Origin of the sequence: Paraburkholderia dipogonis (assembly GCF_046027395.1) — a bacterium.
Classification (GTDB): domain Bacteria; phylum Pseudomonadota; class Gammaproteobacteria; order Burkholderiales; family Burkholderiaceae; genus Paraburkholderia; species Paraburkholderia dipogonis_A.
Genome location: NZ_JAQQEG010000004.1, coordinates 1 through 12902, shown reverse-complemented (window position 1 = coordinate 12902; position 12902 = coordinate 1). Strand labels below are relative to the sequence as shown.

Below are 12902 nucleotides of genomic sequence, written 5' to 3'. Positions count from 1 at the left end.
TCATGGATGGATGTGATGGTGATTCAGCGCTGCGTTTGCGTTTGTGTTCGCATGTCACGCAGCGTCTGCAAAAGCCGTTTGATGTCGAGTTGGTCCGCTGCGAACTCGGGCGAAGCCGGACTCAGATGCGGCACGATACCGAGCAGCGGCGCGTCGTATTCGCGGGCGAGATGCTCGCGGATCGACGCGATGTTTTCGTCGGGGAACGTCATGTCCGGATCGATGCGGTTCGCGACCCAGCCGGCGAGCGTGAGCCCACGCGCGGCGATCGCTTCGGCGGTCAGCAGCGCATGGCTGATGCAGCCGAGCCGCATGCCGACCACCAGCACGACCGGCAGCTTCAGGGCGACGGCGAGATCGGCGGTGTCCTGAGTGGCCGTCAACGGCACACGAAAGCCGCCGACACCCTCCACGACGACGATCTCCGCGCGCTTGAGCGCCTGCGCATGACAGTCGACGATATGGTCGAGATCGAACGTGACGTTTTCCAGCGCGGCCGCGATGTGCGGCGCGGCCGGTTCCTTCAGCAGATACGGCGTGCGCATTGCGGGCGGCAGCAGAACATTCGAGGCGGCGTCGAGTTGGTCCGCGTCCTCGTTATGCAGTACGCCGTTCAGTTCGAATGCGCCAGCGGCGATTGGCTTCATCGCGGCGGCTTGCAGGCCTTCGCGAACGAAGCCGCGCAACAGCGCCGACGAGACGAACGTCTTGCCGATTTCCGTATCGGTGCCGGTAACGAATACGGACAGTGCGTTTTGAACTGCGCTACTCATGCCGCTTTCGCTCCGAGTTGTTGCAAGCCTGCTTCGAGCCGATCGAGGTCCGCTTGCGAGTGCGCGGCCGACAGCGAAATACGCAAACGCGACGTGCCGCTGGGCACGGTCGGTGGGCGGATCGCCGGCACCCACAGACCCGCGCGATCGAGCGTGGCCGCGATATCGAGCGTGGCGTCGTTCGCGCCGATGATGAGCGGTTGCACAGCCGTATGCGAGTCGACCGGTAGCCAGGGCGTCGCCTTCAGCATGGCGCGCGTGCGTTCGATCAATTGCAGAAGATGCGCGCGCCGTGCGTCGCCTTCCTCGCCACCGATGATGCGCAGGCTCGCCGACACCGCGTGCGCCGCGGCCGGCACCGACGCCGTGGTGAAGATGTACGGACGCGCGCGCTGCACGAGCCATTCGATCACCGTCTCATGTGCTGTGACAAATGCGCCGGAGACGCCGGCCGCTTTGCCGAGCGTGCCGATCGAAATGAGGTTCGGCGAGCGCAGCGCGGCTTGTGCGATCGCGCCGCGGCCTTGCGGGCCGAGCACGCCGAAACCGTGCGCGTCGTCGACGATCAGCCACGCGCCGTGTTGCTCCGCGAGTTTGAGCAGACGCGGCAGCGGCGCGATATCGCCGTCCATGCTGAAGACGGTATCGGAGACGATCACTTTGACATCGGCGTCCGACGCTTCAAGCATCGCGCTCAGCGCTTCCGTATCGCAGTGCGGATAGATCTGCACGTCGGCACGGGACAGGCGCGCGCCGTCGATCAGTGACGCGTGATTCAGCGCATCGGAGAAGAGCGTCGTGCCGCGGCCCGCGAGCGCGGTGAGCGTGGCGAGATTCGCCATATAGCCGGTGCTGAAGTAGAGCGCGCGCGCGTTGTCGACGAAGCCGCCCGCGAATTCCGCGAGATCGTCTTCGAGTTGCGCATGCGCGCGCGAGTGGCCGCCGAGCAGATGCGAGCCGCCGCTACCCGCGCCGTAGCGTTGCGCGCCTTCCGCGATCGCCGCGATGAGTTGCGGATGCGCGGCGAGGCCGAGATAGTCGTTACTGGCGAAGCCGATGATCTCGCGGCCGTCAACTGTCATGTGTGCCGCGCACGGCGTGTCGGCGGTGCGGCGGCGACGGCGCAGGCCGCGCGCGTCGATTTCCTTGAGGCCTTCGGCGAGCGTGTCAAGCAGGTGCATTAGCGGGTCTCAGCGAGCGTGGCTTCGAAGGTTTCGCACGTGCGCGAGGCGAGCAGCGCGAGTTCTTCGTCGTCGAGGATATAAGGAGGCATCAGATACACCGTGGTCGAAATCGGGCGCAGCAGCAGTTCGCGTTGCAACGCGTTTTCGAAGAAGCGGCGCGAGAATGTTTTGGCTTGCTGAGCATCATCGATCACGGCGTCGAATGCGAAGATCGTGCCGCACTGGCGCAGATCGCGGACTTGCTTGTGCTCCGCGAGCGGCGCGAGCGCGGCCTTCAGCTTCGCGGACTTCTGCGCGTTGACGGCGAGCACGTTGTCGCTCGCGAACAGATCGAGCGTGGCGAGCGCAGCGCGGCACGCGAGCGGATTGCCGGTGTACGAATGCGAGTGCAGAAAGCCACGCGCGGTGTCGTCGTGATAGAAGGCTTCGAAAATTTCATCACGGGACAGCACGATCGAGAGCGGCAGATAGCCGCCGCTGATGCCTTTCGACAGACAGAGAAAGTCCGGCCAGATGCCGGCCTGTTCGCATGCGAAGAAGGTGCCGGTGCGTCCGCAGCCGACGGCGATTTCATCGGCGATCAGATGCACGCCGTACTGATCGCACAAGGCGCGCAATCCCGCGATATACGACGCGTCGTGCATGGCCATGCCGGCCGCGCACTGCACGAGCGGCTCGACGATCAACGCGGCGATTTTTGCGGCGCGCGCGTCGAACAGCGAGCGAACGTGATCGAGCGCACGGCGGGCGACATCGGCGGCGGTTTCGTCCGCTTGCGCGAGGCGCGCGTCGGGCGATGCCACGACGTGCGCGTGGCGGATCAGCGGATCGTAGGCGTCCTTGAAGAGCGCGACATCGGTGACGCCGAGCGCGCCGATGGTTTCGCCGTGATAGCTGTCGGCGACACAGACGAATTCTTGCTTATCGGCGAAACCGCGATTGCGCCACGAGTGGAAGCTCATCTTCAGGGCGATTTCGACGGCGGACGCGCCATCCGATGCGAAGAACGCATGGCCTAGCGTGTTATTCGTGAGCGCGCTGAGGCGCTCGGCGAGTTCGATGGCCGGTTCGTGCGTGCAGCCGGCGAGCATCGCGTGTTCGAGCGTGTCGAGCTGGTCTTTCAGTGCCGCGTTGATGCGCGGGTTGGCGTGACCGAACAGGTTGACCCACCAGGAGCTGATGGCATCCAGATAACGATGACCGGCGCGATCGTAGAGCCACACGCCTTGGCCGCGCGCGACGGGCACCAGCGGCAGGCGTTCGTGGTGCTTCATCTGCGTGCAGGGGTGCCAGACGGCGCGGAGGCTGCGGGCGACCCAGTCTTCGGGGGCTGCTGAGGGGGTTGCTGACTTTTCCAAGGGGTGCTCCAGGGATGCTTTTTTGCCGCTGCGCGGCGTGGCTTTTTTAGGGCCTTTCAGTCGTGTTGCTCGTGTTTTTTGACCGCTTTGCGTGGGTTTAGCGGGCTCGCGGGGTCGAGATTAGCGGTTTGTTTCGTGCTTTGCACTAGGGGATTCCGGGCGTGTTTTGCCCGCGGCGCTGGGGTTTGCGCGATGTTCGGTGCAGGTGGAGTCTGTTTTTTTGTGAACGTCGCAGATCGAGGGAGTTAGCGACGGCAAAGTAGTTGGGCATTACTGGCGAGAATATGAGGGTTTGGTTGGCTCAGCGGGTTTTTGGTGTGTTCCGGGGGCAATCTCAGAGATCACAGTGGTCTATGGGCGAGTGCATCGCAGGAAATCCTTTCCGAACAGGGTGGACTCCGACCTGGATCAACATTTCGAACCAATCTGATATCGCTCCTGGCACGTTGCTACTAGGCTCGCCAGGCCGACCCATCGCACAAGCCGCAGCTATATACGACTACCCGTATTTCATTGAGACGGAGGATGGGCGTGTCTTTTTTGGACTGGCTGATTCTGGCAAGCCCTTGCCGCACCTCTCTACCAATACCTCTGCAAATTTCACGATCTATTGGGGCGACGACGCTTTAGCACGACATTCGGAGACGTATCGTGCTGCGAGAGAGGAAGAAAACTGATGCCAAACAGGCCTACTGTTGTTAGAACGAATTCAACTCCCGACTCCGTCAAGGTAGTAAAACTGAAAGTACTTACTTTTCAGGAGTTGTGGGATAACTATCGCCTCAGGCGATCCGTACAGAGATCCAGCGACAGGACGGGCGCCTCCCGGTTATGGTAACTAGTGCGCGATCCGCATGAGTGTGACATTTCACAACATTGGGATTGCGATGAAGTCTTATCATCGGCCTGACCGGATTCTAGTGGACGGGAAAAGCACAGCTTCGCGTGCCGACGAGCTAGCCGAGTGGCTCAAGTTACGTCCTTTCGCGGGTCTGCTAGCACCCGAGGACATTACAGGTAGCGATTGGCAAAGCAAGGTCAAAGGCCGAACCGGCATTATCGAATTCTCGCGATATTGGACGCGACACGGCGAAGATGCGACTAACGCAAGCGGCGGCCACATTGACCTTTGGAATGGCTCGCGCCTGACGGTCAGCAGCGCACCGGATGCGATAGCGACATTCTCGCGTGTTCTAGGATTTCAATCATTTCTTCCCGGAACGGATTTCGGATGGTCAGACCTCCGAAACTCTAGGGGCAACGCCAATAGACCACAAAGAATTCAAGGAAAGGCCAACGCCTTAGAGATCACAGAGAAGCAACACCCGCCGAGCAGGCAAAAACCCTAACTTCTATTCGCGACTAGCAATAGCCCGCCGCGCATCGGCGCCGCCAGCAGCAGACCCACCATCAGCCGTCTGCGAAGACTGCTCCCCCCAAACAACAGAGCTATTTACCGCATACAATCGGCAAGGCGCGGAAGACTGCTTCTGACAATTCGCCACCGCGACCGACATCGGATCATCACCACCTTCAGCCCAGGACCAGGCCCCCGAGTCAGACACAGCAAACGCCCGGCTAGGAAACTGATGCAAGAAATTCCGATACCCATTACGCCCGGCTTCATCGACAAACGGCACGGCGTCGACCGCATCGACAGCAGCAAACCCGCTCGCCTTCGGCATGGACGGATCCGACACCCGATACTGCACACCAGTCGGCATGCCCACCTGCGCAAGGAAAGCCTCGACAGCGGGCCACCACACATGCACACCATCGCGGTCGCCGACCAAACGATGCGCATCGTTCTTGTAGTTGCCGAAATCCACCATCTTCGCGCTCGCGCCATGCGCGCCATAAGCGGCATACATGCCCGCCACCAACGGTGCGTTCCAGACCGAATCGTTATCGCCATACATCCACAGCGACGGCACTTTAGTCTTCTCGCCATACGCGCCGAATGCACGCGTCAGGTTGCCCTGCCAGTCGCTGCACGCGTCCTGCCGCAAGCCGCCCGAGAAGTTGATCAACGCGCGCACGCCCGACGCGGCTTCCGTGCCGTACGCCATCGTCGCAAGACCGCCGTGCGAGGTGCCGGCCACGACGATATGCGTGGCGTCCACGTAAGGCTGCTTCGACATGAACTCGACTGTCGCGGCGACATCACCGGCTTGGCCGATGCCGTTCTTTTCGACGTCGCAACCATCCTGCTGATACACGCCGTCCGACTGGCCGAAACCCTGGCGGTTCGGCGCCACCACCACGTAGCCGCGGCGCACGAATTCGCGCGCGAACGGCAGCGGGTCGCTGCGTTCCTGCGTGTGGGGATCGCCGGGAATCTTGCCGTGGTTGAAAACGATCATCGGAAACGGGCCTGCGCCGTCCGGTTTGTAGATCGTCGTTTCGAGAGTGACCGTGCCGGCTGCATCGACCGGCACGCGGATGATCTGTTCGTTGAGACCTGCGGTGGGCAGATAGACGTCGTCGTCGAGCGCGATGCGCGGCACGTGTGCGCGGGTCAACGGTCCCGGCTGGGTGTCCGCGAGCGGGTCGGCGTGCGCGAGTGCGACAGCGCACGTAGCCGCTGCACAGATCACCGCACACTTCGTCAGAACCTTGCTGAACACCATTCACGCACCTGCCTCAAAAACCTGCCCTGAACACCGTGATGCCTGTTCGTCGAAAGTCATTGCTGACATTTGCCTTTCAGGCAGGTTTTCGACAAACAAAAACACACTCGCGTACGGAGTGCGCCAGAGGCGCACGCACGCTAATCGAGATCGCACGGGATGAACCCAAACGGCCGACGCGACCCCACGCGCCGATGATGAGCGCCACGCCTGCTGCCTGAAAGCCGCCGCCGGAACCACACTGTCTGGTGCCTGGCAGGGCTTCCTGCGCATTTTGCGGAGTTGGTATGGACCGGCTCTCGCAACGTGACGTCATGAAGCTACGGCCTCATCCTGGCACGACAATTTTGTTTTGTGCAATCAAGGAGAACCCGCGGCGCAAAAATTGCCGCGTGCTGTTTCGTCGCCTGAGGCCGGCCGATGCAGGCCTCACCGGTGTTTGGCGCACCGAAGCAATCAGGCGTAGCGCGGGTCGTGTGGCATCGCGCCAACAAAAAAATAGCCCTGCTAACAGGGCCATATGCGAGCGCGGCGTAAGGACGCTGCGGCGGTTTGTAAGGGGCAGAAAGGGACCTTATTCGCTGACGTCGCCGTCGACGTAGCGCCAGTAGCCGTCATCGCCGCGAACGAAGCGGCTCAGCTCGTGCAGCCGATGCGCGCGGCCGCCCACCTTGTAACGTGCGACGAATTCGACCGTCGCGTGATCGGCGCCGGTTTCAGCAAACGCCTTGATTTGCAGTCCGAGCCAACGCGGCGCGTCGGGTGCGCCCAGGTCGACGTCGAGATCGGCGGGGCAGGTATGCGGCGCCCACGTGGCGCGCAGATAGTCCGTTGCGCCCACAACATACGCGCTATAGCGCGAACGCATCAGTTCAAGCGCTCGTGGCGCGGCTTCACCACCGTCGATATAGCGTCCGCAGCACTGCGCGAAGCGCGGCGCCTTGGCCCCGCTGCGCTGGTCGGGCGCGGCGCCGCCGCAGGGGCAGTCGGATGGTCGTTGCATTGACAACAGTTGCCTATTCATCAGACGTTCAGCCAAGACCGCGCGCGATCAAAATTTTCTGGATGTCGCTGGTGCCTTCGTAGATCTGGCACACGCGCACATCGCGGTAAATGCGCTCGACCGGAAAGTCGCTCAGATAGCCGTAGCCGCCATGAATCTGTAAGGCGGCCGAACAGATGCGCTCGGCGGCTTCGGAGGCGAACAGCTTGGCCATCGCGGCTTCGGTCAGGCACGGTTGGCCGGCGTCCTTCAACGACGCGGCGTGCCAGATCAACTGGCGCGCGGCCTCGAGTTGCGTCGCCATGTCGGCGAGGCGGAATTGCACGGCCTGGTGTGAAAAGAGCGGCGCGCCGAAGCTTTCGCGCTCCTTCGCATAACTCAACGCCGCTTCGAACGCAGCGCGCGCCATGCCGACGCTTTGCGCGGCGATACCGATGCGGCCGCCTTCGAGCCCCGATAGCGCAATCCGGTAGCCTTCGCCTTCCGCGCCGATCAGGTTCGCGGCCGGCACGCGGCAGTCCTCGAAAATGATCTGCGCCGTATCCGACGAATGCTGGCCGAGCTTGTCTTCCACTCGCGCGACAACGTAACCTTTCGTATCGGTGGGCACGATAAACGCGCTGATGCCGCGCTTGCCCGCGGCTTTGTCGGTCACGGCCATCACGATCGCGACATTGCCGTTCTTGCCGCTCGTGATGAACTGTTTGACGCCGTTCAGCACGTACGCGTCGCCGTCGCGTGTCGCGGTGGTTCGGAGCGCGGAAGCGTCGGAACCGGCTTGCGGTTCGGTCAGGCAAAACGCGCCGAGCATTTCGCCACGGGCGAGCGGCGTCAGCCAGTCGCGTTTCTGCGCATCGTTGCCATAGGTCAGCAGAATGCTGCACACCGGGCAGTTGTTCACGGAGATGGCCGTCGAAGTGCCGCCGTCGCCCGCAGCGATCTCTTCGAGAATCAGCGCGAGCGCGAGCGCGTCCATGCCCGCGCCGCCGTATGCCTCCGGAACCAGCACGCCATACGCGCCGAGTCCGGCGAGTTGCCGATGCACGTCCTGCGGAAAAGTGCGCTCGCGGTCCCACGCCGCCGCATGCGGCGTGATCGCTTCGCGCACGAAGGTGCGCAGCGCATCCCGGACCATCAAGTGATCCTGATCAAGCACCATGAGTGTGTCTCCCAAGCAAGCTCGTTGCTCACCAGTCGAGCAGCGTGCCGTCGTATTGATAGAAGCGGCCGTTGAACGCATCATGCGCGGCCGCGGCTTGCGCCAGCACTTCACGCATGCCGCTGACGCTGCGCGCCGGATCGATCGCCGCCTGCGCGCCGCCCATATCGGTGCGCACCCAGCCCGGATGCAACGAAACGCACGCGGCGCGCTTTGCTTCCAGCGACGCGAGTTTCAGCGCGTCGTTCAGCGCCGCCTTGCTCGCCCGATACAGCCAGCCGGTCGTGCCGCTCGCGTCGCCGATGCTGCCCATCTTGCTCGAGATCACCGCGAACACGCCGTCAGCCTTCTCGACGAGCGGCAGCAGGATCGGCATCAATTGCATCGGTCCGCGCACGTTGGTGTGCATGACGTGGTCGAAGTCTTCGGCGGTAACCGTCTCGATGCCCTCCGTGCGTGGGCCGTACACGCCCGACACCAGGATCGCCGCATCGAGCCGTTCACCGTCGAGCTTCCAGCCGAGCGCGGCGATCTCCTCGGGCGCGCTCACATCGAGCGAAAAAGTCTCGGCGCCGAGTTCGTTCAACGCGTCGAGCGCGGCGCCGTCGCGCGCGGTGGCGAGCACGCGCCAGCCGCTCTTTTTGTACTGCCGTACAAACTCCTGGCCGATGCCGCGCGACGCACCGACGATCAACACTGTCTTCATCGAATACCTCAACAAGCCGTCAAAACAGCGCGCTGTGAAAACGCGCGTTACACCAGTTCGATACCCATCGCCGTCGCTTCGCCGCCGCCGATGCACAGCGTCGCGACGCCGCGCTTCAGTCCGCGCTTCTTCAGTGCACCGATCAGCGTGACCAGAATCCGCGCGCCCGACGCGCCGATCGGATGGCCGAGCGCACAGGCGCCACCGTTCACGTTGACCTTCTCGTGCGGCAGATGGTGTTCCTTCATGGCCGCCATCGTCACGACAGCAAATGCTTCGTTGACCTCATACAGATCGACCTCGTCGGCGCGCCAGCCGTTCTTCTCGAACAGCTTGCGAATCGCGCCGACCGGCGCAGTGGTGAACTTCGCCGGTTCCTGCGCGAAAGTCGAGTGGCCGACCACGCGCGCGATCGGCTCGACGCCAAGACGCTTTGCCGTCGACTCGCGCATCATGACTAGCGCCGCCGCGCCGTCGGAAATCGACGACGAGTTCGCCGCCGTCACCGTGCCGGTTTTACTGAACGCGGGTTTGAGCGTCGGAATCTTCTCGAGGTTCGCCTTGAACGGCTGCTCATCGCGATCGATGGTGACATCGCCCTTGCGGCTCTCCACTTTCACCGGCGCGATTTCCCACGCGAACGAGCCGTCTTCGTTCGCGCGCTTCGCACGATTGAGCGACTCGACGGCGAACGCATCCTGCGCCTCGCGCGTGAAGTCGAACGACGCCGCGCATTCCTCGGCGAAGGTGCCCATCAGACGGCCTTTTTCGTAGGCGTCTTCGAGGCCGTCGTAGAACATGTGGTCGATCACCTGGCCGTGACCCATGCGCATGCCGCTGCGTGCTTTGGGCAGCAGGTATGGCGCGTTCGTCATGCTTTCCATGCCGCCCGCGACGATCACATCGACGGAACCCGCGGCGAGCATGTCGTGCGCGAACATCGCCGCGCGCATGCCAGAGCCGCACATCTTGTTGACCGTGGTGCTGCCGGTGGCGAGCGGCAAGCCGGCGCCGAGCGCGGCCTGACGCGCGGGCGCCTGGCCGAGGCCCGCAGGCAGCACGCAGCCCATCACCACTTCGTCGATCTGTTCGGGCTTCAGACCCGCGCGCTGCACGGCCCCCTGGATCGCCACCGAGCCCAACTGCGGCGCCGTCAGCGCGGCGAAGTCACCTTGAAATGCCGCCATCGGCGTGCGGGCCACGCCCACGATGACGATCGGATCACCTTTTGTCTCACTCATGTTTAAGCTCCTTGATTACGCCTTCGACGATGGCCGGCACGTCGCCGAGCTGAGCCGCATCGGCGGCCACCACGTCGTTGTCTGCCTGATGCGCGCCGCTGGCCGACACCGCCGCGACGCACTTCTGGTAGGTTGCATCGAGCGCGCCCGGCTCGCTGATCGTCATGCCGAGATTGCGCACCTTGCCGTCGTGCACGCCGTACGCCCAGCCGTGTACCGTCAACTCCTGGCCGCGCGCCCACGCATCGTTGACGATGGTGGTGCGGCATACGTTCATCACCTGTTCGATCGCGTTCAGTTCGACCAGGCGCCGGTGACGGGCCTCACCGATCGGCCATTCCTCGATCAAAGCGGCGTGCTTGGTGCGCACGTCCTGCACGTGATGCAGCCAGTTGTCCGCGAGACCTACGCGACGACCATGCAGCGCCGCGCCGACGCCCGAGCAGCCATAGTGGCCGACCACCATGATGTGCTTGACCTTCAGCAGATCGACGGCGAACTGGATCACCGACAGGCAGTTCAGATCGGTATGCACCACCACGTTGGCGATGTTTCTATGCACGAACACTTCGCCCGGCGGCAAGCCGATGATCTGGTTCGCCGGCACGCGCGAATCGGAGCAGCCGATCCACAGATACTCAGGCGTTTGCTGATGAGCGAGGCGAGAGAAATACTCGGGGTCTTCGGACAGCTTGCGGGCGACCCACGCTTCGTTGTTGTCGAACAGATGGGAGAGCGGATTGTCAGGAGTGGAATCGTTCGTGTTCATGGTGCGTCTTGGCGGTTGCTCGACCGATTGACCGGTCGATGTCGTTACATAAGGTTCGGACGAGGCAGTCAACGCTGCGAGCGGCGTATGAGTTTCACGCCACCCGCACGCTGCGCGCGTCGGCTGGCGCATCCGGCGCGGGTGACGCAGCGCTGGCGGCATCGGCGAAGCGTTCCGGATAGCGGTTGCAGAAGCGCACGCTGTCGTCGTACGGGAAAAAGTCGGGCAGTTCGCCCTTCAATAGATGATCCTTGTGCCGTTGCCATAGCGCAGGATCGAAGAAGTCCGCGTGATGCTGCATGAAGGAACGGCGCACGCGTGGGTCGCCGAGCAAAAAAGTGCCGTACGTTTCCGGGAAGATGTCGTGCGGGCCGACCGAGTACCACGGCTCGCCCGACATTTCGTCTTCCTCGTTACGTGGCGCCGGCACTGCGCGCACGTTGCAGTCGGTCAGGTATTCGATTTCATCGTAGTCGTAGAACACAACGCGGCCATGACGCGTCACGCCGAAGTTCTTGTACAGCATGTCGCCAGGGAAAATGTTCGCCTGCATCAGTTCCTTCACCGCATTGCCGTATTCCTTGATGCCGTGCTCGACGTCCTCGTCGTTGCCGCTCTGCAGGAACAGGTTGAGCGGCACCATGCGGCGCTCGATATACATATGGCGAATCACCAGGTTGTCGCCGTCGTATTCGAGCAGCGACGGCACTTCCTTTTCGAGTTCACGCACCAGCGCGTCGTCGAGGCGAGAGCGAGGCAACGCCACGCTCGAATATTCGAGCGTGTCGGCCATGCGGCCCAAACGGTCGTGCCGTTTGACGAGCTGATACTTGCCCTGGATCTGCGCCCGCGTGGTTTCCTTCGGCGGCGGGAAGTTGTCCTTGATCAGCTTGAACACGTACGGAAACGACGGCAGCGTGAACACCAGCATCACGAGCCCCTTGATGCCGGGCGCGACGATGAACTGATCGCTCGAATGCGACAGATGGTGCAGCAGATCGCGATAGAACAGATTCTTGCCCTGCTTCTGCAAACCCACCGACGTATAGATTTCCGCCTTCGGCTTGCCCGGCATGATGGTGCCGAGAAATTCGACGTAAGCGGACGGCACTTCCATATCCACCAGGAAGTACGAATGCGAGAAGCTGAAAATGATCAACAACTGGTCGCGCTTGAGCAGCACCGTGTCGAGCGCGAGCACGCCCGGCTTCACATGACGCAAGGGCACGGCGAACGGCAGCAGCAGATCGCCGTTGATGATCCGTCCGACGATATACGCAGACTTGTTCCGGTAGAACAGCGACGAGAGTACGTGAATCTGAAAGTTGGCTGCTTCGTCGAACACGCCGAACGCGTCGTGGATCGCCTGCATCACGCAGCCGACATCGCGCGTCAGATCTTCGAACGGCGGTTCAAGCTGGAAGTTCGTGACGATGCGTTCGAGCGTCGCCGCGAGCCCATCTTTGCCCGGATAGTACGCACGGTAGGTCGGCTTCGCGGCCGGTTCGTCGTTCTCGATGTATTCGGTCGAGATGGCCGGGCGCACGAAAATGAAGTCGTTGTTGAAGTACGAGCGGTGCAGGATCTTGCAGCACACCGAATTGAAAAACGTTTCCGCGCACTCCGGCTGGCGGTGCGTGGTCAAAAGGCCGATGTAATGCAGCTTGATCTGCTGCCACACTTCGCTGTCGATTTTTTCCGCGTCGTATTCGTCTTCGAGCAGTTCGACGCATTCATCGACGCGTTCGTCGTACGAGGTAATGCGATCGCGCGCGAGCTTCTGCAGACCGTGCCAGTCGGCCTTTTCAAAGAGCGTTTTGGCGTGGATCGCGGCGTCGCGAAAGATCCGGTAATGCCGGTCGAATCCTTCGAGCATCGTCTGCGCGAGGTCAAAGCCGATTTGCGACGACAACAGTTTGGGGAAGTGATTCATGTCGACCGTGCATTCGTCTCATGTCGTGAAGACACCCGTGATTGTATCGTTCGGGTGGACCCGCGACGCATCGCGCCGCCATTGTTCATGCCGGCTTGGCTTCGCGGGGGCCGCGGTGGGGCCGCGCGCGCGGCGGGGGTTTGTTT

Annotated in this window: 10 protein-coding genes and 1 pseudogene; 1 reads left to right on the top strand and 10 read right to left on the bottom strand. The window is 62.5% G+C overall.

The genetic code is table 11. From position 1 onward, the window contains the following. Positions 1-23: 23 nt before the first annotated feature. From bioD to bioA, 3 genes are read right to left on the bottom strand one after another with little or no spacing between them, the layout of a single operon-like run. Complete coding sequence (bioD, locus tag PQR32_RS05665; protein WP_408223099.1) at positions 24-773, bottom strand: dethiobiotin synthase; 750 nt, start codon at positions 771-773, stop codon at positions 24-26. After that, the gene (gene bioF / locus PQR32_RS05660; RefSeq protein ID WP_408223097.1) at positions 770-1954 is read right to left on the bottom strand and encodes an 8-amino-7-oxononanoate synthase; all 1185 of its coding nucleotides are present in this window, start codon (positions 1952-1954) and stop codon (positions 770-772) included. Before bioF ends, bioD begins: the two co-directional genes overlap by 4 nt. Continuing rightward, positions 1954-3315: an adenosylmethionine--8-amino-7-oxononanoate transaminase gene (gene bioA / locus PQR32_RS05655; protein WP_408223095.1), complete on the bottom strand. Its 1362-nt coding sequence runs from the start codon at positions 3313-3315 to the stop codon at positions 1954-1956. The genes bioF and bioA overlap by 1 nt, the downstream gene beginning before the upstream one ends. 676 nt (positions 3316-3991) lie before the next feature. Here bioA and PQR32_RS05650 point away from each other — a divergent pair. Beyond that, a pseudogene (locus PQR32_RS05650) lies at positions 3992-4664 on the top strand (type VI secretion system amidase effector protein Tae4). A gap of 3 nt (positions 4665-4667) precedes the next feature. Here the strand turns inward: PQR32_RS05650 and PQR32_RS05645 are convergent. The 7 genes from PQR32_RS05645 to aceK all read right to left on the bottom strand — a co-directional run bounded on the left by PQR32_RS05645 (position 4668) and on the right by aceK (position 12756). Next, on the bottom strand, positions 4668-5945 hold the full coding sequence (locus tag PQR32_RS05645) for a dienelactone hydrolase family protein (RefSeq protein WP_408223093.1): 1278 nt from the start codon (positions 5943-5945) through the stop codon (positions 4668-4670). A 574-nt stretch (positions 5946-6519) separates the two neighbouring features. Beyond that, a complete protein-coding gene (locus PQR32_RS05640) occupies positions 6520-6969 on the bottom strand; it encodes a YchJ family protein (protein WP_408223091.1) in 450 nt (149 codons plus the stop codon). Positions 6970-6976: 7 nt separating this feature from the next. Beyond that, positions 6977-8107, bottom strand: a complete 1131-nt coding sequence (locus PQR32_RS05635) for an acyl-CoA dehydrogenase family protein (RefSeq protein ID WP_408223089.1) — start codon at positions 8105-8107, stop codon at positions 6977-6979. Between the two features lie 28 nt (positions 8108-8135). Further along, positions 8136-8813: an SDR family oxidoreductase gene (locus PQR32_RS05630; RefSeq protein ID WP_408223087.1), complete on the bottom strand. Its 678-nt coding sequence runs from the start codon at positions 8811-8813 to the stop codon at positions 8136-8138. 47 nt (positions 8814-8860) lie between these two features. Next, the gene (locus PQR32_RS05625) at positions 8861-10054 is read right to left on the bottom strand and encodes an acetyl-CoA C-acetyltransferase (protein WP_408223085.1); all 1194 of its coding nucleotides are present in this window, start codon (positions 10052-10054) and stop codon (positions 8861-8863) included. Beyond that, positions 10047-10823 (bottom strand): carbonate dehydratase, encoded by a 777-nt coding sequence (gene can, locus PQR32_RS05620; protein WP_408223083.1) that lies wholly within the window; start codon positions 10821-10823, stop codon positions 10047-10049. The genes PQR32_RS05625 and can overlap by 8 nt, the downstream gene beginning before the upstream one ends. Before the next feature lie 94 nt (positions 10824-10917). Then, positions 10918-12756, bottom strand: coding sequence for a bifunctional isocitrate dehydrogenase kinase/phosphatase (gene aceK, locus PQR32_RS05615; protein ID WP_408223081.1), 1839 nt, complete (start codon positions 12754-12756; stop codon positions 10918-10920). Positions 12757-12902: the final 146 nt, after the last annotated feature.